At 73.5% G+C, this 21,413-nt stretch carries 15 protein-coding genes and 1 pseudogene; 6 read left to right on the top strand and 10 right to left on the bottom strand.

Annotated elements, in window-relative coordinates:
- Nucleotides 1-117 precede the first annotated feature (117 nt).
- The gene (locus tag ABD236_RS06245; RefSeq protein WP_344071242.1) at nt 118-1,176 is read left to right on the top strand and encodes a sugar ABC transporter substrate-binding protein; all 1,059 of its coding nucleotides are present in this window, start codon (nt 118-120) and stop codon (nt 1,174-1,176) included.
- Between the two features lie 123 nt (nt 1,177-1,299).
- Here the strand turns inward: ABD236_RS06245 and ABD236_RS06240 are convergent, their stop codons facing one another.
- Together ABD236_RS06240 and ABD236_RS06235 are read right to left on the bottom strand one after the other, a co-directional pair.
- Nucleotides 1,300-1,833 carry a hypothetical protein gene (locus ABD236_RS06240; protein ID WP_344070977.1) on the bottom strand — a complete coding sequence of 178 codons (534 nt, stop codon included), beginning with the start codon at nt 1,831-1,833 and terminating at the stop codon, nt 1,300-1,302.
- Between the two features lie 450 nt (nt 1,834-2,283).
- The gene (locus ABD236_RS06235; protein WP_344070975.1) at nt 2,284-2,634 is read right to left on the bottom strand and encodes a VOC family protein; all 351 of its coding nucleotides are present in this window, start codon (nt 2,632-2,634) and stop codon (nt 2,284-2,286) included.
- Between the two features lie 284 nt (nt 2,635-2,918).
- On the opposite strand from ABD236_RS06235, the gene ABD236_RS06230 reads away from it, so the two are divergent.
- Nucleotides 2,919-4,358, top strand: a complete 1,440-nt coding sequence (locus ABD236_RS06230; RefSeq protein WP_344070973.1) for a lipase maturation factor family protein — start codon at nt 2,919-2,921, stop codon at nt 4,356-4,358.
- Between the two features lie 35 nt (nt 4,359-4,393).
- On the opposite strand, the gene ABD236_RS06225 is transcribed toward ABD236_RS06230, so the two are convergent.
- A complete protein-coding gene (locus ABD236_RS06225) occupies nt 4,394-6,031 on the bottom strand; it encodes a phospholipase D-like domain-containing protein (RefSeq protein WP_344070971.1) in 1,638 nt (545 codons plus the stop codon).
- 307 nt (nt 6,032-6,338) lie between these two features.
- Here ABD236_RS06225 and ABD236_RS06220 point away from each other — a divergent pair, with 307 nt between their 5' ends.
- Nucleotides 6,339-6,899 carry a dihydrofolate reductase family protein gene (locus tag ABD236_RS06220; protein ID WP_344070968.1) on the top strand — a complete coding sequence of 187 codons (561 nt, stop codon included), beginning with the start codon at nt 6,339-6,341 and terminating at the stop codon, nt 6,897-6,899.
- A gap of 409 nt (nt 6,900-7,308) precedes the next feature.
- Here the strand turns inward: ABD236_RS06220 and ABD236_RS06215 are convergent, their stop codons facing one another.
- Nucleotides 7,309-7,830, bottom strand: a complete 522-nt coding sequence (locus tag ABD236_RS06215; RefSeq protein WP_344070966.1) for a SixA phosphatase family protein — start codon at nt 7,828-7,830, stop codon at nt 7,309-7,311.
- A complete protein-coding gene (locus ABD236_RS06210) occupies nt 7,827-8,546 on the bottom strand; it encodes a cysteine--tRNA ligase (RefSeq protein ID WP_344070964.1) in 720 nt (239 codons plus the stop codon). Before ABD236_RS06210 ends, ABD236_RS06215 begins: the two co-directional genes overlap by 4 nt.
- Before the next feature lie 497 nt (nt 8,547-9,043).
- On the opposite strand from ABD236_RS06210, the gene ABD236_RS06200 reads away from it, so the two are divergent.
- Complete coding sequence (locus ABD236_RS06200; RefSeq protein WP_344070962.1) at nt 9,044-11,602, top strand: helix-turn-helix transcriptional regulator; 2,559 nt, start codon at nt 9,044-9,046, stop codon at nt 11,600-11,602.
- Between the two features lie 276 nt (nt 11,603-11,878).
- On the opposite strand, the pseudogene ABD236_RS06195 reads toward ABD236_RS06200, so the two are convergent.
- Nucleotides 11,879-13,123: pseudogene (locus ABD236_RS06195) on the bottom strand (ATP-binding cassette domain-containing protein); the annotation flags it as partial.
- 289 nt (nt 13,124-13,412) lie between these two features.
- Complete coding sequence (locus tag ABD236_RS06190) at nt 13,413-15,377, bottom strand: ABC transporter ATP-binding protein (RefSeq protein WP_344070960.1); 1,965 nt, start codon at nt 15,375-15,377, stop codon at nt 13,413-13,415.
- Nucleotides 15,378-15,768: 391 nt separating this feature from the next.
- Between ABD236_RS06190 and ABD236_RS06185 the strand changes: the two genes are divergently transcribed.
- Nucleotides 15,769-16,821 carry a radical SAM protein gene (locus tag ABD236_RS06185; protein ID WP_344070958.1) on the top strand — a complete coding sequence of 351 codons (1,053 nt, stop codon included), beginning with the start codon at nt 15,769-15,771 and terminating at the stop codon, nt 16,819-16,821.
- Nucleotides 16,822-16,878: 57 nt separating this feature from the next.
- Here the strand turns inward: ABD236_RS06185 and ABD236_RS06180 are convergent, their stop codons facing one another.
- Entirely contained in the window at nt 16,879-17,766 is an 888-nt protein-coding gene (locus ABD236_RS06180) for an endolysin (RefSeq protein WP_344070956.1), read from the bottom strand.
- Nucleotides 17,767-18,084: 318 nt separating this feature from the next.
- Nucleotides 18,085-18,669 (bottom strand): formyltransferase family protein, encoded by a 585-nt coding sequence (locus tag ABD236_RS06175; RefSeq protein WP_344070954.1) that lies wholly within the window; start codon nt 18,667-18,669, stop codon nt 18,085-18,087.
- Nucleotides 18,670-18,923: 254 nt separating this feature from the next.
- Between ABD236_RS06175 and ABD236_RS06170 the strand changes: the two genes are divergently transcribed.
- Nucleotides 18,924-20,300, top strand: coding sequence for an AMP-binding protein (locus tag ABD236_RS06170; protein ID WP_344070952.1), 1,377 nt, complete (start codon nt 18,924-18,926; stop codon nt 20,298-20,300).
- Here ABD236_RS06170 and ABD236_RS06165 read toward each other — a convergent pair.
- Nucleotides 20,260-21,228, bottom strand: coding sequence for an AraC-like ligand-binding domain-containing protein (locus ABD236_RS06165; protein ID WP_344070950.1), 969 nt, complete (start codon nt 21,226-21,228; stop codon nt 20,260-20,262). The genes ABD236_RS06170 and ABD236_RS06165 overlap by 41 nt on opposite strands.
- Between the last annotated feature and the right edge of the window lie 185 nt (nt 21,229-21,413).

Genomic DNA, 21,413 nt, shown 5'->3' with positions numbered 1-21,413 from the left:
CGAGGGCAGGGTTGGCTTCCAGCCACCTCGGCCGAATTTATGCGGCCATGTCAGGGAGGTTGTTTTTAAGTGAGCACGCGTACCGGCCGTGGAGCGATGACTGTGGGTGTCGTCGCGATGGCCGTCACCCTCGCCGCATGCGGCGGCGGGAGCAAGTCCGGCGCCGGGTCCGGCGAGGCCGCCAAGAAGAGGGACCTCAAGATAGGTCTGCTGCTGCCGGAGAAGCAGGCTGCTCGCTACGAGAAGTCGGACAAGCCGCTGATCGAGAAGATGGTCGGCGAGCTGACCAGCGGCAAGGGCCAGGTCGTCTACGCGAACGCGGAGCAGGACGCGGCGCGGCAGAGCCAGCAGGTCGACGACATGATCACCAAGAAGGTCGACGCCCTCATCATCGACGCCGTGGACTCCAAGGCCATCGGTGGCGCGGTCAAGCGCGCCAAGGACGCGGGGATCCCCGTGGTCGCCTTCGACCGCCTCGCCGAGGGCCCGGTCGACGCCTATGTCTCGTTCGACAACGAGGACGTCGGCCATGTGCAGGCCAGGGCCCTGCTGGACAACCTGGGCACGAAGGCCAAGGACGGCCAGATCGTCATGATGAACGGTGCCCGCACCGACCCGAACGCCGCCCAGTTCAAGAAGGGCGCGCACACCGAGCTGGACGGCAAGGTGCACATCGGGAAGGAGTACGACACCAAGGAGTGGAAGCCGGAGAACGCCGCCGCCAACATGCGCAGCGCCATCGCGGCGCTGGGCAAGGACAAGATCATCGGTGTCTACTCCGCCAACGACGGCATGGCCGGCGGCATCATCAGCGCCCTCAAGGCCGCGGGCGTCTCCAAGCTGCCGCCGATCACCGGCCAGGACACCGAACTCGCCGGGGTCCAGCGCATCGTGGCGGGCGAGCAGTTCATGAGCGTCTACAAGTCGTACGCGGAGGAGAGCCCGATCGCCGCGCAGATGGCGGTCGCGCTGGCCAAGAAGCAGAGCCTCATCTCCATCGCCAACTCCAAGACCAACAGCCCGACCACGAGCGACATCCCCACCGCGCTCGTCCCGGTCGTCGCCGTGATCAAGGAGAACATCCGCTCCACCGTCATCAGCGACGGCCTCTACACCGTGGACGAGATCTGCACGGCCAAGTACAAGGCCGCCTGCAAGTCCGCGGGGCTGCAGTAACGACCCCGGCCGCTCGACGGCCGCGGTCGCACCGACCGTGAAGACCTCTGCCCGGTCCGCTTCGAGCGGACCGGGCAGAGGTCTTCGTGCTGCTGCTGTACGGAACGGGGCCGCCGGGGCCCGTCAGCCGCTGTAGGCGCCCTTGGGCGGACGGCGCAGCCGGGGCTCCGGGCGGGCGGCGCCGGAGGCGCAGGGCTCGAACCCGAAGGGCGCCAGCAGCTCCGCCTGGAAGGACGCGGGGGCGGTCGCGTAGGCGGGCAGGGAGGCGCCGTCGACGATGCGCAGGACCGGGTCCAGGACGGCTTCGAGAGCCGCCGGGTGGGCGGTCGGGGCGATGCCGACCGCCGCGAGCAGCCAGTGGTCCTCCTCGCCCGGTATCCGCCCGTCGTTGTCGCGCGCGGGCATCAGGGTCGGCCGCAGCCCGTGCAGCCGCAGCAGCGCTCTGTGTTCTTCCTCGTCGATGGAGACTCCCGGCGGGATCCACACCGCCGCCGCCTCGGGCGTGCCCGAACCCGACTCGGCGACCCACACCTTGCCGGTCTCCAGACCGAAGTGCGCAAGGATGAGCCGGAGTTGGGCCTGTGATGCCGAGACGAGGGCGGCGGTCTCGGGCGGGAGCCCGTGGTCGCCGGAGAGCAGGCGGACTATCGCGTTCACATCCTGCAGGGACGCACGCCGAGCGCTGACCCTGTGCGCAAAGGTGAGGGCCATAAGCCGTGCCTTTCGCTGTGGTGCGTGAGGACGACTGTGGCCTCACGCACCTCTTTGGCTTCTCTTTACCGAGGCTACCCGCCCAAGGGTAAGGGCATCGTATGAATCGGGGACCCCCCGTCCGGGCGGGAATTGTGCGCCGAAGGAGGCGCCCGGGGCGCGCGGCGGCCCCTTGGCGCCCTCGCCGGTGGCTCCGGGTCCGCCGGGCCGGACCACGCGTCCCGCCCGCGCGCCCCTGCCCCCTTCGGTTACCCGTCTTTCACCTTCGCTCACCTCACCTGATCCCGGTCGGCCTGGGATGCGGCGACCGGGCGCGCTCGGACGCGCTGTGGCGCAACCTCTGTACCGCGTGTGACCGGGTGCGGCTTCGGGCCAGGCCGGTAGGGCGCCCCTGTCTCAGAGGCTGTGGGCGACCGGGTGGCGGGGTTCGTAGAAGGCGAGCTCGGCCCCGCTCGGCAGGCGGACCGCCGCGAGACGGCCCCATGGCTGGTCGCTGATCGGCCGGGTGACCTCGACGCCCCTGGCCTTGAAGTCCTCCACCTGGGCGGTGATGTCGTCGCACATCAGATACAGCTCGTGCTTGGGCTCGTCCGTGGTGGGGTGGACGGCCAGCTCGGCCGGCGGGAGCCGGAAGATCAGCCAGCCCTGGCCCGCGTCCACCCCGGGGAAGCCGAGCACGTCCCGGATGAAGGCCCGGTCGGCGTCGGCGTCCGTGCTGTAGAAGATGGCGTGCGCGCCACTGAACATGCTGCCCTCGCTTAGTCGTTCTTCCGCACCGGCTTGCCCCGGCATCCTCGCAGCCGGGCCACGGGCCCCCCGTCGACACGCGCGACCCGGCCGGACCCTATCCGGTGCGGGTGCGGGAGGGGTCGAGGACGGCTGGAGCTGCAGGGGAGGGAAGAGGAGAGGAGGCGTGGCGGCAGGGGCAGCCGTCCGGTCCAGGGCGAGGGCGGTCTTCCGGTACGGGCCCGTTCGGCTCACTCCCCCGCGTCCCGCAGGCCACCCGCGTCACCCAGCGTCACAATGAGACCGTGGAGTGGTTCGTCGCACCCGACTACTGGCTGAGCCGGCTGGTCTTCCAGCGGGCGCTGGCCGCGATCTACCTGGTGGCGTTCCTGGGTGCGGCCGTGCAGTTCCGGGCGCTGATCGGCGAGCGCGGCATGCTGCCGGTCCCCCGGTACGTCGAGCGGGTGCCGTTCCGCCGGGCGCCGAGCGTCTTCCACTTCCGCTACTCGGACCGCTTCTTCGCCGCCTGGGCCTGGGCGGGCGTGCTGGTCTCGGCGGGGCTGCTGGCGGGGGTCGACGGCCGGGTGCCGCTGTGGGGCGCGATGCTGCTGTGGCTGCTGCCCTGGGTGCTGTATCTGTCGATCGTGAACGTGGGCCAGACCTGGTACGCCTTCGGCTGGGAGTCGCTGCTCCTGGAGGTCGGCTTCCTCGCGTTGTTCCTGGGCAACGACGAGGTGGCGCCGCCGATCGTCGTGCTGTTCCTGATGCGCTGGGCGCTGTTCCGCGTCGAGTTCGGGGCGGGGCTCATCAAGATGCGCGGCGACGCGTGCTGGCGCAAGCTGACCTGCCTCTACTACCACCACGAGACCCAGCCGATGCCGGGACCGCTGAGCTGGTTCTTCCACCATCTGCCGAAGCCCGTCCACCGGGTGGAGGTCGCCGCCAACCATGTCACCCAACTGGCCGTCCCGGTGCTGCTGTTCACCCCGCAGCCCGTCGCCACGGCGGCCGCCTCGCTGATGATCCTCACCCAGCTGTGGCTGGTCCTGTCGGGCAACTTCTCCTGGCTGAACTGGACAACGGTCGCCCTCGCCGTCACCGCCGTCGACTTCTCACCGCTCACCGGCGAGAAGCACTTCGCGCGCACCCCGCTCTGGTACGAGGTGGTGGTCCTCGCCGTCGCCGCGTTCCTGCTGTTCCTGAGCTACCGCCCGGCCCGCAACCTGCTCTCGCGCCGGCAGATCATGAACTACTCCTTCGACCCGCTGCACCTCGTCAACACCTACGGGGCGTTCGGCAGCATCAGCCGGCTGCGGCTCGAAGTCGTCATCGAGGGCACGGCGGACCCGCTGCCGCTCGCCGACGCCGACTGGCGGGAGTACGAGTTCAAGGGGAAGCCCGGGGATCCGCGGCACTGGCCGCGCCAGTTCGCGCCGTACCATCTGCGGCTGGACTGGCTGATGTGGTTCGCCGCTCTCTCCCCGGGCTACGCGCGGCCGTGGTTCGGCCCTCTGGTGGAGCGCCTGCTGGACAGCGACCCCGACACCCTGCGCCTGCTCAGACGCTCCCCGTTCCCGCCCGACAGCCCGCCCCGCCACATCCGCGCGCGGCTCTTCCGCTACCAGTACACGAGCTGGCACGAGCTGCGGACGACGGGCGCGTGCTGGAAGCGGACGTACGTACGCGATTTCCTGCCGCCCACGCACCTGGGGACAGCGGCGGGCGGGAACGGGCTGCCGGACTAGCCACCCGCGAACGAGCGGCCGGTCCGGCGGCCGGGTCAGGCCTGGCAGACGCCGCGCTCGTAGTCGAACGTGGCACCGGCCTGCGAGTACCGCCACTGCGGGGCCAGCAGCTTCGCCTTCAGCTGGGCTGCGGCCTCGGGGCTCTCCACCACGTACCCGAAGTCCTGGAGCCACGACGGGTAGAGGTTCTTCGAGCCGATGTAGAAGGCCGAGTCGTCGACCGAGACCAGCTTGTGGTGCTGGGCGTACGGGTGGCCGTCGGCCCACTTCGGGCTGTCGGAGCTGCGGAAGGTGGCCAGCTGGAGGCTGGAGCACATGGCGGCGCGGGCGGCGCCCTTGTCACCGGTGAGCAGCGCGAGGCGGTCACGCAGGGTGTCGCTGATCTCGGAGAGCGACTTGATCTGCGAGTAGCCGCCGCTGCCGACCGCACCGCGGTTGGCGGGGTCGCTGACGACGATCCGCACCTTCACCCCGGCGGCCATCTTCGCGGCGAGGGCGTCGTAGAGCCGGATGTCGTAGCGCGGGAGCGGCGGGCAGGTGGCGTTGAGGTCCTGCTGGGAGATCTCGATGTGGTCGCGCGCGCTGGCCACGAGGGCGCGCAGGGCGCTCTCCTCCGGGTTGACCGTGTCGTAGTCGCGGTCGGCGTTGGTGTTGTCGTGCAGCCCGACGACGCACTTGGTGTCGGCGGCGGTGGGCAGCGTCGGGTTGAACTTCGAGGCCGGGTCGTTGTTCTTGATGCCGACGCCGAGGCCGCCGACGGCGATCACGGGGACGTTGCCGTCGGCGGGCGCCGGGGCGGGGGCGTCCTGCGCGAGGGACGGCAGGCAGCCGGCGCCGCCCGAGGAGGCGAACCAGACGCTGGCGATGTTGGACTTGTTCTGGCAAGTCCAGGCCCACAGCGTGTCGAGGTACTTGCCGGCGGAGCCGGCGGCCGGTCCGGTCAGCGCCAGGTCGACGTCCGACACCGGGTGGGCGGTGTCGAGGTAGTCGTCCTTCCAGCCGTTGATGCCGCCGGTGACGGCCGACCGGTTGTCCACGACCAGCAGCTTGGAGTGGTTCCACGAGAACGCGGTCTTCGAGGTGGTCATCGACGCCACGTTCAGGGTGACGTTCTTCGCCGCCTCGCCCAGCCGGCCCACGAGTTCGTCGCGGTACTTCGCCGGGACCACGTTGAGGTGGTAGATCGGCGCGGCACCGACGAGGACGCGGACCTTGAGCTTGTGCCCGGCGGCGGCGGACGCCTTGAGGCCGTCGACGATCGCGTCCTCGAACGCGCCGTTGGGGAACGGCGCGAGGGTGGATATGTCGACGGTGTGCTCGGCCTTGGCGATGTTCTCGGTCATCTTGGCGAGCAGCCGCTTGGTGCCGGGCCGCTCGGCGCACTTGTCGTCGCCCCAGCAGCCGGGGGTCTGGAGCAGCCAGTCCGAGGGGTCGGCGCCCGAGGCGTCCAGCCGGTTGCCCGCGGTGCGCTCCCAGACGCTGCCCTCCAGGCCGGGCGAGACCTGGCGCAGGGCCTGCTCGACCGCGTCGAGGTGCGAGGTCGGGCCGGGGGCGGACGGGGTGTCGCCGGAGGCCGCGAGCGCCGGGGCGGCGGGCAGGACCGCGAGCACGGTGGAGCAGGCCACCAGATGACCGGCGAGACGGGTGCGGCGGCGAAGCTGACGGTGAGCCAATTGTTTTCGCATTCTGGTCGGGGAGGGCGTTCGCGAACGCCCGCGCGGGGTGGGCGAGTCGGACCACCGGGACCGCCCACCAAGATCAACTCACTGAGGTTACCAATCGGGCGGAAGCGGTCGGACCCGACCGGGGAGGCGGGGAGCGCCGAGTGGCCGGGAACCGCCGGTGGCACCCGCGCCAAAGGCCCCTGGACCCGCGCCTCCCTCCCCGTCAGCGCGCCGCCGCCGCAGATGGGCCCGCCGTCGCCCTCCCCGGCGTATCGTCGCGCCCGTACCCGTCCCGGCTGACTTCGGCGAGGTCGTCTTGAGGAAGATCATCCTGATGCTGTCCGTGTCCCTGGACGGGTTCTTCGAGGGCCCTGAGCACCAGCTCGACTGGCACCGCGTCGACGACGAACTGCACGTCCACTTCAACGACGAGCTGCGGACGATGGGCGGCTTCATCGAGGGCCGGGTCACCTACGAGCTGATGGCCGACGTCTGGCCGACCGCCGAGACCGATCCGGCGAGCAGCGCGCCGACGCGGGGCTTCGCCCGGATCTGGCTGGACATGCCGAAGTACGTCTTCTCACGGACGCTGGAGCGGGCCGACTGGAACAGCACGGTCGTACGGGACGTGGTCCCCGAGGAGATCCTGGCGCTCAAGGCCCAGCCGGGCGGGGACCTGGTGCTGGGGGGCGCCGACCTCGCCTCCGCATTCCTGCGGCACGGCCTGGTCGACGAGTTCCGGATCTACGTGCACCCCGTCCTCATCGGGCGGGGCCGGTCCCCGTTCCCGGCCGAGGCGATGGTGCCGCTCCGGCTCGCCGAGAGCCGCGCGTTCGGCAACGGCGTCGTCCTGCTGCGGTACGAGCGGGAGGCCTGAGCATCCGGCTCGGGGCCTTTGGACCCCCGTCGTCCGCACACCGATCGCACGCGCCGGCCACCAGGGCGCAGACGGGAGGCGGTTCGGGGTTCGAAGGCAGGCTCTCAGGCCCGTCCCGGACGCTTCTGCCCGCGCTTCGGCGGAGTCGGGGCAGGGTCCGGATGGGGGTCGAGCTCATGGAGCTGTACGCGGTGCAGCAGATCGGCCAGATCCACGCCCGGCCGACGTGCCTCCGCCCGCAGGGCGTCACAGTCGGGGCAGCCGTGCTGCATCGCACTCCGTCCTCTCACGGGCGTACCGGACGCGGCCACTCCATCACGCCGCCCCCGCCCGGACGGTGCAGCGAAACGATTCGTCACTCCGATGGCCGGTCCCGCCCCCGCACCCGCCCCCGCACCCGGCCACCGGCTCAGGAACGGGCTCCGCGCGGTACCGCAAAGTCGGTGAGCAGGGCCGCGCCGGGCGCGAGGTCGGACCAGGAGCCGCGCCAGGTGAGCACGGCGATCGCCGACGTGGGGAACTTGCTCCCGACCCGGTCCAGGCTCTCGCCGAGGGCTTCCCCGGTGAGCAGCAGGGTCAGGTCCTGGACGCCGGGGTTGTGGCCGACCAGGAGCAACGTGCCGACGTCGGCGGGCCCTTCGCGAACGGCACCGAGGAGGTCGCGGGCCCCGGCCGCGTACAGCCGCGGGTCGTGCCGGACCGGGGGCGGGCTGCCCAGCTCGGCCGCCGCCAGCTCCCAGGTCTCGCGGGCGCGGCGGGCGGTGGAGCACAGCACCAGGTCGGGCAGGCAGTCCGCGGCGCTCAGCCAGCGCCCGGCGGCGGGCGCGTCGCGCAGCCCGCGCCGGCCGAGCGGGCGGGCGTGGTCGGCCACGCCCTCGGGCCAGGCCGACTTGGCGTGCCGCAGGACGACCAGCCGCCGCAGCGGGGTCATGCGCCCGCGCCTTCGACGGGCGCCGTGCCGATCTCCCGGGTCAGCTCCAGGCCGAGGACGCGGTCGAGCCGGGCGAAGGTCTCGAACTTGGCGCCCGCCGGTGTGCCCGGGTCCTTCTCCAGTTCGCCGAGGAGCCGCACCACGGCGGCGGTGTCGAGGCTGTCCTCCAGCCCCTCCCGGGCCGTGCGTTCAAGGTCGGCCACCAGCGGTTTGGACGGCTGCTCGGCCCACCCGGCGACGGCGCGCCGCCACCGCGCGAGGAGCCGTTGGGCGCCCTCGACGGCCTCGGCGGTGATCGTGACGGGCTGGTGGTAGGGCTGCTCCAGCAGCACGAACCGTACGGCCAGCGCGTCTTCGCCCTCATCCTTCGCCGCCCCGCGCGCGGCTTCGGCGACCCGTAGGGAGAGGCCGCCGCCGCCCTCGTACGGCCGGGCGCTCACCTGCACGGCCGCCGGGCCGCCGAGGGCGGCGGCGATCTCCTCCGGGGTGCCCTCGGCGTCGGCGGGGTGGATGCCGAGGGCGGCGGTGTCCGGGACGCGCGGGCCGGTCCGCCCCGTGAGGACGGGCCGGCCGCGCAGTTCGACGACGCGGGCGAGCAGGTCGGCGGTCAGCAGCACCCTGGGCCCGGTGAGGTCGTCCGGGCCCTGGCCCCGCGGCACATGGGCACAGATCCGCAGCGGCCCCCGGCCGACGAGGTGATCGACGATGCGCAGCACACCCCGAGCCTAGGCGTTCACCCAGCGGGCGGCAGGAGATCACCGGCCCACGCCCGCCGCGTGCCCGAAAACGACCGCCCGTGGATACGCCGTCAGCGCTCCTCCCGGAGGCCGACGTGGCGGCCGGCCACCGGGCCGTACGCGCGCGGCGCGAGCCGGTCGGGGTCGTCGCGGTGGTTCTCCCGGGCGCCCTAGGCATGATCCGAAAGAAAAGACACGTCCTGGGCCCGGATCGACATCCGCGCCCCGGCCCACGCGGGGCCGCTGCCCGGGGCGCGCAGGCCGAGTCGGTGACCGGAAACCGCCCCTCGGTGCCACCGGCCGCCGAGGGGGCGGATCGCGGTGTACACAGGGTGACCGTCCGGCAAGCGGGAGGGAGCGGAATCCGACCTTCCTGACTCAGTTCCGGCCAAAGGGAAGCCGGAAATCGCGGGGGCCCCGGTCCATGCGGGAGCTTGTTGTACGCGGGAAACCCGCTGGCCTGCACGGGGGGAACGATGCCGTACGACCTCGTACCCGGGACGTTCGTCGCCAGGGAGCCGGAGCGGAAGCAGGTGCTCGGGGCCGTTCTGGCCAGGAAAGGGGCCGCGGTCGTCGGGCCCGCCGGGGTCGGCAAGACCGCCCTGCTCACGGCGGTCGCCTCACAGCTCGGCGCCGCCCGCTTCGAAGTCGTCTGGACGGCCGCCACCGAGGCGAGCCGCCAGGTCCCGTTCGGGGTCTTCCGCTCGCTGCTCGGCGTCGGCGGGCGCCTGGACCAGGGCCAGGCGTACGGGCTGCTGCGCACCGAGCTCGCCCGGCGCGCGGGGCGGCGCACCCCGGTGCTCGTCATCGACGACGCCCACCACCTCGACGACGCCTCCGCCGCCCTGACGCTCAGTCTGGCCGGTGACGGGAACCCTCGCCTCGTCGTCTCCGCGCAGTCAGGGCTGCCCGCCTCCGACGCCGTGGTGGCGCTCTGGAAGGACAGCTATCTGGAGCGCCTGGACATCGCCCCGTTCAGCCGCGCCGATACCGCCCGGCTGGTGCACGCGCTGATGGACGGCGCCGCCGCCCACCCCACGGTGGACCTGCTCTACCAGTGGACCGGCGGAAACCCGCTGTTCCTGACCGAACTGGTCCGCCACGGCCGCGACACCCGGAGGCTGGTGAGCGCGGGCGGCCTGTGGTGGTGGCGCGGCCCGCTCACCGTGCCGCCCCGGCTGGCGGAGCTGTTCGAGCGCCGGCTGCGCGGTCTCGACCCGCGCCACCAGGACGCCCTGGCGGCGGTCGCCCTGGGGGAGCCGCTCTCGCTGCCGGTCCTGGAGGCGGTCGCCCCGGACGTCGTGGAGAGCCTGGAGGAGCAGGGCCTGCTCTGCACGGCCGAGACCGGCGGGCAGATCCTGGTCCGGCTCGGCCAGCCGATGCTGGGCGCGGCGCTGCGCCACCGGCTGCCACGGCTGCGACGACGGCGGCTCGCCGCCGCCCTGCTCGACGCCTGCACCCCCGGCGGCCCGGACCCGGTGACCCGCGCGCGCTGGCAGCTCGACGCGCACGGCCCGGTCGACTCGGCGCTGCTGATCCGGGCCGCGGAAACGGTGTGCCGCCAGGACCCCGAGCTGGCCTGCCGCTTCGCCCGCCGGGCCCTGGAGCGCTCGGGCGCCGCCGCCGTCCCGCTGGCCCGCGCGCTGGTCGAGCTCGGGGACCCCGCGCAGGCCCGCAAGGTGCTGGAGAGCACGCGCGAGGCGGCGACCACGCCCGGCGGCCGGCTGCGGCTGGCCACGGCCCTCGCCGCCCACCGCTGCTGGGCGGATCGCGACCCGGCGGGCGCCGCCGACGAACTCGTCGCCCTGCGCGCCGGGGCCACGGCGCCCGGCGCCCAGGCAGCGCTGGACGGCGTGCACTCCCTGGTCCTGCTCTTCGGCGGCCGTACGGGGGCCGCGGCGCGGCTCGCCGAGCGGGTCCTGCACCAGGCCTCGCACGGGCCGGGGGTCGCCGCGGCCCGTCTGGCGCTCGCCGCCTCGCTCGCCCTCACCGGGCGTACCGCGGACGCCGCGGCGCTGGCCGAGGACCCGTTCCCGGACCGCGCCCTCCCCTCGTACCTCCCCGAACTCGCCACCCCGCTGCGTGCCTTCGCGCGGCTGTGGCCCGCCGCCGACGCGCGCGGGCCCGCAGGTTCCCGGCCCCTGGACCGCCGGGCGGCCAGGGACCGGCCGCCGGACCGGGAGTGGGCGCTGCTGGGCGGCCACCTCCAGTGGGTGCGCGGCCACCGCACGGACGCGATGGCACGGCTGCGCGAGGCGGTCGTCCAACAGGCGGGCGGGCCCCGGCTGTTCCTGACCGAGGCCTCCTGCTGGCTCGCGGTGTGCCTGGCCGAGGAGCAGCGCCCCGACTGCGCCGAGCAGGCCGTCGCGCCCTGCTGGGCGGACCGGGTGGGGGTGGTTCCCGGCCAGGCGCACCGGGCCGCCGCGGCGATCGCGGCCGCGCGCGGGGACTCAGCGGGCGCGGCGGCGTCGATGCGGGCGGCCGTGGACGCGGCGCGCGAGGCCGGGTGCTGGGCGGTGGAGGCCGAGTACCTGACCTGTGCGGCGTGGCTGTCCCCCGCCGGTCCGCCGCCCGCCGTCCTCGACCGGCTCGCCGAGGTGGTACGCCACGTCGACGCGCCCCGGCTCGCCACCGAGGCCCAGGGCGTGCTCGCCCTGGCCCGTGGCGCCGGTGCCGAACTGCTCGACCACGCCGTACGCCTCGAAGCGCTCGGCCTGGGCACCCGGTCCTGGCGGCTCGCGGAGCGCGCGGCTGCCCTGCTCCAGCAGCAGGGCGGCGGCCGCCACGGGGACGCCGTGGTGCTGGTGGGCCGGCTGCGCGAGCGGCTCGGGGTGACGGCGCCGCCCGCCCAGCTGGTCGCGCTCACCACCCGCGAGGTGGAGATCGCCTCACTGGCCGCCGGAGGACTGTCCGACCGGGCGATCTCCCACCGGCTCGCGGTGTCCGTCCGTACCGTCGAGAGCCATCTCACCCGGATCTACCGCAAGCTCGGCGTCCACTCCCGGCGTGAGCTGCCGCCCGTTCTGCGCGGCTGAGGGGGCTGCGGGGGTCGTGGCGGCCGAGGTGTAGGCGGCGGCGTGCAGGGCGTACATGTCCGCGTAGCGGCCGCCGCGCGCCAACAGGTCGGTGTGCGTGCCCTGTTCGGTGATCCGGCCGCCGTCCAGGACGACGATCAGGCCGGCCTCGCGCACGGTGGTGAACCGGTGCGACACGATCACGGTGACCGCCGCCGGGCCGGTCCCGCCCGCCCGCAGATACCGGCTGAGCAGTTCGGCCTCGCTGCCCGGGTCCAGACTGGCCGCGGGCTCGTCGAGGAGGACGAGGGCGGGCCGCTTGCGCATCCGGGCCCGGGCCAGCGCCAGCTTCTGCCACTGTCCGGCCGACAGGTCCGTGCCGTCGGGGAAGGTACGGCCGAGCTGGGTCTCCAGCCCGCTGCTCAGCGCCGCCACCACGTCGGCGGCCCCCGCCGACTCCAGCGCGGCCCACACCGCCGCCGGGTCCTCCAGCGCCCCCGGCTCACCGACGCCGACCGCCTCCCGGGCGAGCAGTTCGAACCGGCAGAAGTCCTGGAAGCAGGCCGTGATCCGCGCCGACCACACCTGCGGGGGCATCGCGGCCAGGTCCTCGCCGCCGAAGGTGATGCGCCCGGCCGACACCGGCAGCAGCCCGGCGAGCAGCGCGATCAGCGTGGACTTGCCCGCCCCGTTGTCCCCGACGACGGCGACGGTGGCCCCGGCGGGCAGCCGCAGGTCGACGGGGCCCAGCGCCGGTTCCGTACGCCCCGGATACGTGAACGAGACGCCTTCCAGGACGAGATCGCCGTGCGGTGGAGCGGCGGCGTCCGGCGCGGGCGCCGTGGTGACCGGCCGCACGCCCCCGCCGCTCCCCCGCCCGTACTCCACCAGCCGCAGATACAGCGCGACCGTGTCCAGCGAGCGGCGCAGCCAGCCGATCAGCCAGCCGAGGCCGGTGGTCGCGCCGACCAGCCGGGTACTGAGCAGCAGGACCAGCACCGCCTGGCCCGCCGAGCCGGTTCCCTCGACCACCGACCGCGAGATCAGCCAGAGGCCGCCGATGAGCGCGCCCGCGAACAGCAGCCAGCCCGCCGCGACGGCGAGCGCTCCCTTGGCGCGGGCCGCCTCGCGCGGGCCGCTCGCCGCGAGGAAGGCGGCGCGGTGGCGGGCGGAGAGTTCGCCGGCGAGGCGGTAGAGCCGTACCTCGCGGGCCGGGGCCGGGTCGGTGGCCAGGGAGAACACGGCCCGGCGGCGGCGGTCCGCCTCGGCTCCCGCCCGCTCGGCCCCGGCCACCAGCCGTGCCTGCCACCGGTTGGCCGCGGCCAGCGGCGCGATCGTCAGCGGCAGCAGCGCGAGCAGCGGATGGGTGCCCGCGAGCAGGGCCAGCGCGCCCAGGAACCGGGCGACCAGGTTGGCGTTCTCCACGAGCGCGGCCAGAGCGGTGCCGAACTCGCCGCGCCGCTGGCGCACCACCTCCGCGGTGTCGAGGAACTCGGGGTCCTGGTAGTGCCCGATGTGCGGCGGAGCCGAGCACAGCGTCATCAGCCTGCGGTCGAACTCCAGGCCCACCCGGTGCTGGAGCACCAGCCGCAGATCCGTGGTGATCGCGGCGGCCTGGTGGACGAGGACGGTGACCCCGAGCAGGAGCAGGCCGCCGCGCACCGCCTCGGTGGAGTCGTGGCCGCTCGCGCCGTCGACCATCCATTGCAGGCCCACCGCCTGCAGCGCCGCCACCACGTTGAGCAGCGGGGAGAGGGTGAGGACGACCAGCGCGCGCCGGGGGTCCGCCTTGACGGCGGTGCCGATCAGCAGCCGGACGGCCGCGAGGCTGTCACGCACGGCCGGCTCCTTCCGGGGTGGTCTCCGCGGCCGCCTGCGGCCCCGCGAGGACGTCTTCGCGTACCGCGAAGGGCTGGGACTGCACACGGAACATCCGCGCGTACCGGCCGCCCGCCGCGAGCAGTTCGTCGTGCGTGCCGTACTCGCCGATCCGGCCGTCCTCGACCACCGCGATCCGGTCGGCGAGGCGCACGGTGGCGAAGCGGTGCGAGACGAGGACGGTGGTGAGCCCGGCGGTGAGGTCCAGGAAGCGGGCGTACAGCTCGTGTTCCGCCCGGACGTCGAGATGGGCGGTGGGTTCGTCGAGGACGAGGACCCGGGCGCCGTGGCGGACCGCGTACAGGGCCCGGCTGAGCGCGAGGCGCTGCCACTGCCCGCCGGAGAGGTCGGTGCCGTCGGTGTAGGCACCGCTGAGCGGGGTGTCCCAGCCGCCGGGCAGTTCGGCCTCGACGCCGAGGAAGCCGCCGAGCCGGGCGGCCTCGACGAGCGCTCCCTCGTCGGCCTCCGCCTCGATGCGGCCGAAGCCGACGTTGTCGCGTACGGAGAAGGGGTAGCGCACGAAGTCCTGGAAGACCACGGCGAGTTGGCGGCGCCAGGACTCGGGGTCGTGGGCACGCAGATCCTGGCCGTCGACGGTGACGCGGCCGCTGCCCGGGAGGTACAGCCCGGCGAGCAGCTTGGTGAGCGTGCTCTTGCCCGCGCCGTTGTCACCGACGATCGCGAGCGAGGAGCCGGCGGGCAGGACCAGGTCGAGGCCGTCGAGGACCCGGCCGCGGCCGCCGGGGTAGGCGAAGCCGACGTTCTCGAAGCGGATCTCCCGCCGCGGCAGCCCGGCCGCGCCGAGCCGCCCCGTCTCCCCCACCTGCCCCGCCTCCCCCGTCTCCCCCGTCTCCAGCGCACCGACCGCGAGCGCGGCCGGGACCGCCGCGCTCGCCGTGTGCAGCATCCACTGGAGGTCGCCGCTGAAGCCGAGGGCGAACAGGCCGAGCAACGCCTGGAGGGCCACCGTCAGTTGCTCCACGGACCGGTCGCCGTGGGTCGCCTGGTGGACGAGCGGAAGCACCACCGCGAGGTGCGCCGCGAGCAGCAGCAGGATCGCCAGGGCGTGCCGGCGCGGGCTCACCCGGGCGCGGCGCATCTGCACCATGCCGTCCCACCACGCGGTGGTGAACCGCTCGACGAGCCAGGAGCGCAGGCCGAACAGGCGCACTTCCTTGGCGGCGGGCGCGGTGGTGGCGACCTCGCGCAGATAGGCGGCGCGGCGCAGTTGCGCGGTCTCACCCGCGTGCGCGGACACCGACCGCTGGATCTCCTTCTCCTGCCAGCGCCCGGTGACCACCCAGGCGGCGCCCAGGACCACCGGCATCCACCACTGTCCCGCCCAGCCGAGCAGCACGGCCGACACCAGTCCGGTCAGCCGCAGTGGTACGAGTCCGACGAGCGCGGTGACGGCCTGGCCCGGGGGGTGTGCGCCGAGGCCGACGGCTCGGGCGCGCTCGACGCGGTCGGCCACGTCCGCGTCGTCCAGGTGGCCGATCTGCGCCGGTCGCAGGGCGCCGTCGACCGTGGTCTGGGCCATCGCGCCGTCCAGCGCGGTACCGAGGCGCCAGGCGAGCATCGTCCGGATCGGTTCGAGCACGACGTCGAGGAAGAGCACCACACCGAGCAGCACGAGCCCGGCGGTCACGCCGCGCATCGACTTGGCGGTGTCGGTGAGCGCCGCCACCAGCCGCCCGGTGGCGAGCGGCAGCAGGGCGCTGCCCGTGGCCTGCGCGAGGAGGAGCACGGCCAGCGCGAGGGTCAGCCCTCGGGAGACCCGGGGCAACTGCCGTACCAGAACCAGCACTTCACTGGAGCGACGGGCACGGCGGGCGCGCGCCTTGCCGTCGCCGTCGGCCCTGCTCGTGTCTGTGCTGTCGGTGTCTGTGCTGTCGGTGTCTGTGCCGTCGGCCTTCATGACCGGTCCACCCTCCGCCGGACGGGTTCGCCGACCCTCCCGGCCGACGGGTGCGGTGACCGCTCCTGCTCGGGAGCGGCCACCGCCTTCGGGCATCAGCGACCGGTACCGACGGTCGGGGGCGGATACATCATGGGGCTCACCTCCTCCGCGCTCGAAGTCACAGAACGGGAAGCTAGCCGGTGGAGGCGGGTGAGGAGATCCGTATTCGACTACGTAACTCAAAGCCGCCGGTACGGAGTCGGGGGCGCGCGGGTTGCGTACGTACCCCTTGTGCGTACGTACGCGCCCGCGCGCGTTGCGTACCGCGTCACGGACGACCGGCGGGGGATGCGTTCGTAGCGTGCGGATCCGGCGACGTGTGTCGCCCCCACGCCCTGGAGGTACGCCCATGGACACCGTCGAGAACCCCAACGCCATCATCTGGGACGTCACGTTCGCCTGCCCGCTGCGCTGCTTCCACTGCTATACGGAGTCGGGGCGGCGCCCGGCGAAGAACCTCAGCCACGACGAGATGATGCGGGTGGCCGACGCGATCCTCTCGCTGGAGCCGCAGCAGATCACCCTGTGCGGCGGCGAGCCGCTCACCATCAGGCGGATCGTGGACGTCGCCCGGTACTTCGCCGACGCCGGGCTGGTGGTCTTCGTCTACACCAGCGGCTGGGCGGTGCCGACCGCCACCGTCGAGGCGCTGGCCGAGACGGTGTCCAAGATCGTGGTGAGCCTCGACGGGGCGACGGCCGAGACCCACGACCGGATCCGGGGGCGCGCCCGTTCCTTCGAGCGGGCGACCGGCGCGCTGGCCAGGATCGACGCGGAGGTGGGGCGCAGGGTCGCGGCCGGGCTGCGGGCGCCGCGCTTCGGCATCGACTACGTCGTCATCCGCAGCAACTTCGACGAGATGGAGCGGATGTGCGCGCAGGTGGCACCCCGCTTCCCGCATCTGGAGACGCTCTACTTCGGGGCCGTGGTGCCCACCGGGCTGGCCAGCCGCCCCTCCTTCGTCGAGCACGAGCTGCTGCGGGACGAGCAGGTGGCGGAGCTGATCGCGCCCGCAACGCGGCGCCGGCTCCAGGCGGCCGCCCCCGCCTCGGTCGCGGTGGAGACCACGGAGAACTTCGAGGTCCAGATGAACCCCGCCTTCCTGGCGCGGACCCCGAGCTTCCGGCCCATGGAGATAGAGCCGGACGGCGAGGTGCGCGCCATGCCGATCTACGAGGGCACGGTGGGCAGCCTGCTCACCGAGGACCCGCGGGTGCTGTGGCGGCGCTCCCGGGCGCGCTGGGACGACCCGTTCGTCGTGGACTGCCTCAACGCGATCCGCACCCGCGCCGACTGGGCCGAGGCGGTGCGCCGCATCGACCTGCGGTTCGGCTCGCCCGAGGTGCGCGAGCGCATCGAGGCCCGTCCGCTCCACCTGCCGGTGACCGGCGGACGCGTGTGAGCCCGCGGTCCGCCGGTTTCCGTACGGTTCGATGGCGCGCCGGGGAGGCGGACGGCGTCAGACGACGGTGAAGCCGTGGCGGGCGCCGAGCCGGGTGAGCGAGTCACGGCCGGGGATCCCGTCCGCGTCCGGGCCCGAGTAGCCGCACCGCCGCTGCCAGGCGGCGTACGCCGTCTTGGTCTTGGTGCCGAAGGAGCCGTCCACCCAGGCGGCGCTGAGCAGGCCCTCGGCCTGGAGGGCGCGCTCCACCAGCAGGACCTCCGCCTTGTACGTGGTGCCGCCCTGCGGGAGGCCGGGGTCGCGCCTGGCCGCGGCGACGACATGGGCCAGCGACACCTTCGCCTTGGGCGGGGCCCCGGTGAACTGGGGCCAGGAGCCCGGGTCCTGATGGGTGTTCTCCGGCACGTGCTGGTGTCCGTACCACCCGCCCTGTGTCTCCCACACGTGCTCGTCGCGGCGGGAGGTGAAGTCGACCGGCCGCCCCATGGGCCAGGTGTCGGGCACGCCCCAGGAGCGCACCCAGGCGTTGAGCGTCGCCCAGCCGGCGCAGGGCGTGTCGACGAGCCGGGCGTAGACCTTCCCGCTGACCCGGCAGTACGGGAAGAAGTGCGCCTCGATCTGGATGACGACCGTGCCCGCTCTGTTGGTCCGGGTGCCACCGGATAAGTCGACGAGCGACTTCGAGCGCGAGTTCGCCGGGAAGAACTGGGTGAACGCGCCGGTGAACGGCGACCAGAGCAGATGCGGGGCGGACGTCCTGCCGTCCGGGTTGCGGCCGAACCACTCCTGGAGGTTCGCGTACGGGACCTGGTCCTGCGGGTGGGAGGCGGTGGCGTTCTTGTCCCAGGTGATGTGGGCGATCGCCTTGGCGGGGTAGGTGGTGTCGGTGGGGGCGTGGTCGCCCACGTCGATCCGTTGTGCGCCGGACAGCCAGAGGTCAGGCATCGGTGCCTCCAGGGCGGGGCCCCGGGCATGCGGGGCCCGTGGGGGGAATGGGTGGGGGGCCGGCTGGTGACTCGAAGCCGAGGGCCCCACGGGCGCGGTCCCGCCCGAGGTCTTCCATGACGCTCCGACGACCAGCCGGGGGTCGAGGCGGAGTTGTCTTGTCATGAACAGTGTTGCGCGCAACGACTCTGCCGAAACGATTCGACAGGTCTCCTTGACAAGGGCATTACCGGTCGCGTCGTACCCCGCGCCGCGCGCGGAACCTCTCCGTCCTCACCCGTCCCGCCAACCCCTCGCGCGGGGCGTTGGCGGAAGGCTCTAGCCCGTCGCGCCCGGCCACGAGCGGTGGCGCAGCTGCGCCCAGGTGTGCAGCGGGCCGTCCCACTCCTCCGTGGACACCGGCAGTTCGCTGCCCGCCACGACCAGCGGCATGACCCGCAGGAACTGGAGGTACGCCCGCGCGGCCGCCTCCTCGCGCAACGCGAGCGCCGAGATGTGCGGCGCCACCCGGAAGCGCTCCACCTCGATGATCGGCCCCGACTCCACCCGCTCCACCATGTGGTGGCAGGTCACCCCAAAGCTGTCCGCCGACCGCGCCAGCGCCACCTCGTACGCTCCCACGCCCCGGATCTCGGGCGGCCCGGCGTGGAAGTTGACGGCGCCGCGCCGGGCGCGTTTCAGATCCCGGCCGGACAGGACGTAGTCGGCCCGGAAGCCGATGATCCAGTCGCCCTCCCAGCCGCCGAGCGGGTCCCGGGTCACCGGGTCGCCGTGCTCCCACAGCAGATGGGCCACGTCCGCCCCGGCCGCCCGGGCGAACCGCCCGACCAGCTCCCCCCATGCCGACCTGTCCGTGACCAGCAGCAACGACGGATCGCCCCGCCGCGTGTGATGACGTCGCACGCGTCCCCCCTCGCTCGGGCCCGCCTGCCCGGCAATCAGCCAGGGTGCTCAGGGGGTGAGGACACGTCAAGAGCGCTCGGGAGCGGGCGCCCGGCGGACGCGCCCCGCTCTCCGCGGCTGCGGCCCCCCTCGCCCCACCAGCCCCGGCCGTCACCTTGTGCACGATCCGACAAGGAGCGCGCACGGATCGTCAAGGACACCTCTAGTCGGCCCTCGTTGAATGAGGCGCAAGCCGACCAGGAGGGGGCAGGCAGTTGAACACCCCATCGCAAGCAGACCACGGATCCGCCCACGCGGACACCTTCGTACGCGACCATCTCCCACCGGCGCCGCTCCAGCCCGACCTGCTGCTCGGCATGCCCTCACTGCGCTTTCCCGCACGGCTGAACTGCGCGTGGGAACTCCTGGAGGGGGGCGGTTCGTTGGACCGGGCACAGCGGCCCGCCGTGCTGTCCCCGCACGGCGTGCGCTGGACGTATGAGCGGCTCACGGCGGTGGTCTCGCGTATCGTCCACGTCCTGACGGAGGACATGGGCCTGGTCCCGGGCAACCGCGTGCTCCTACGGGGCGCCAACACACCGATGCTGGCGGCGATCTGGCTGGCAGTGGTGCGGGCGGGCGGGGTGGTGGTGGCCACCGCGCCCACGCTGCGGGCCAGGGAGCTCCGGCAGGTGATCGAGAAGGCCCGGGTCACGCACGCCCTGTGCGAGGCCGGTCTGCGCTCCGAGCTGCGCTCGACGGGACACGCCCTCCGGACGGTGTTCTTCCATGGCGGGTCCGGCGTCGAGGGCGGTCTGGAGCGGGCGATGCGGGACAAGCCCGACTGGTCGCTCCCGGTCGACACCGCCGCGACCGACCCCTGTCTGATCGCCTTCACCTCCGGCACCTCGGGGACGCCCAAGGCCACGGTGCACTCGCACCGCGATGTGATGGCGGCGTGCAACTCCTTCCCCACGCACGTCCTGCGCGCCACCGGTGACGACCGCTTCATCGGCACCCCGTCGCTCGCGGACACCTACGGTCTGGGCGGGCTGCTCCTCTTCCCCCTGCACATCGGCGCCTCCACCGTGCTGCTGGACACCTCGTCGCCGCGCCAGCTCGCCCGTGCCATCGGGGATCTGCGCGCCACCGTCTGCTTCAGCGGGCCTTCCCGCTACCAGGCGATCTGCGCCGACACCACCCCGTACGACCTGGCCTCGCTGCGCGAGTGCGTCTCCTCCGGTGAGGCGCTGCCCCATGAGACGCGCCGCAGTTGGAAACAGCGCACCGGCAACAGCCTCATCGACGGGCTCGGCTCCACCGAGATGCTGCACATCATCGTCTCGATGCGCGGCGAGGAGGCCTGGTCCCACCCCGGCGCGATCGGGCGGCCCGTGCCCGGCTATCTCACCGCGATCGTCGACGACTCCGGGCGCCCCGTCCCGTACGGCCAGGTCGGCGCGCTCGCCGTCAAGGGGCCCACCGGCTGCCGCTACCTCGACGACGAACGCCAGCGGGACACCGTGCGCAACGGCTGGACGTTCACGGGCGACGCCTGCTGGGCGGACGAGCACGGCTTCCTCCACTACCACTCGCGAGTGGAGGACCCGCTCACCGACTCCGGGCTGCCTCGCGGTAGTCGCGCGGGCTGATCCCGTACGCCGCGCGGAAGGCGCGGCTGAAGTGGGAGGGCTCGACGAACCCCCAGCGGGCGCCGACCGCGTACACCGGGCGGCGGCGCAGGGCCGGGTCTGCCAGGTCCCGGCGGCAGGACTCCAGCCGCCGGGCCCGGATCCACGCGGCCACCGTCGTACCGCGCGAATCGAAGACCTGGTGGAGGTGGCGCAGCGAGATCCGGTGCGCGGCGGCGACCGTCGCCGGGGTGAGGGAGGGGTCACCCAGGTGCCGGTCGATGAAGTCGCAGACCGCCACGCGCAGCGCCTGCCGGCGCGCCTCGGTGCTCATCTCCTCCTCGGCGGCCAGCCGGCGCCCGAGCACGGCCGCGAGCAGGTCCACGGTCACCGAGGCCAGGGCCGGGATGTCGGCGGGCGCGCACTCGTCGGCGCGGGCGTCCAGGTCGGCGAGCCAGCGCCCGAAGACCCCGCCCATCCCCTGGTCCGCCGCGATGGGCGTCGCGGTGACACTCCGGACCACGTCCTGGGGCAGCGGCAGACTGGTCCGGGGCAGCTGCACCACCGTCATCGAGGAGAGCCCGCCGTCGAACCCGCCCTGGAACGGGCGGCTGCTGTCGACCAGCACCAGCTCCCCGGCGCGCACCAGCCCCTCGCGCCCGCTCTGCGCGGCGTGGCCGCTGCCCGATCGGAGGATGTTGACCTGGTAGACCTCGGGGTCGTCCTGCCGTATCAGCTTGGGTGTGCGGGTGATCTCCACGCTCGGATACGTCAGGGTCGACACCCGCACCTCACCGAGGTCGAGCACGCGCAGCCGGGCGTTGAAGTCCTCGGCGCACTCGCTGCGCAGCCAGTTGCGCACATGGGACTGCCCGGCCAACTCGGTCCACAGCGCGAACCGTTGGCTCGGCGGAACGACCATGGTGGTGAACTCGCTCGTCAGGCCCATTCCCCACCCCCGTGGTCCCGGATCTCCGGTGCGGCACGAGAATGGCACGCGTGTTCGCCCAGCGTCGAGCGGTTGATCGGCCATCCAGCGCCGTTCACCGGCCGTGTCCGCAAGAGATCCGGCTGGGGATCCGGCGCGGAACAGTCGCCAGGGATCCATCGAGGAGCCGGAACGCCGTGCGAGGG

The organism is Streptomyces crystallinus (assembly GCF_039521265.1).
GTDB lineage: Bacteria > Actinomycetota > Actinomycetes > Streptomycetales > Streptomycetaceae > Streptomyces > Streptomyces crystallinus.
This window is presented reverse-complemented; position numbering and strand designations above follow the sequence as displayed.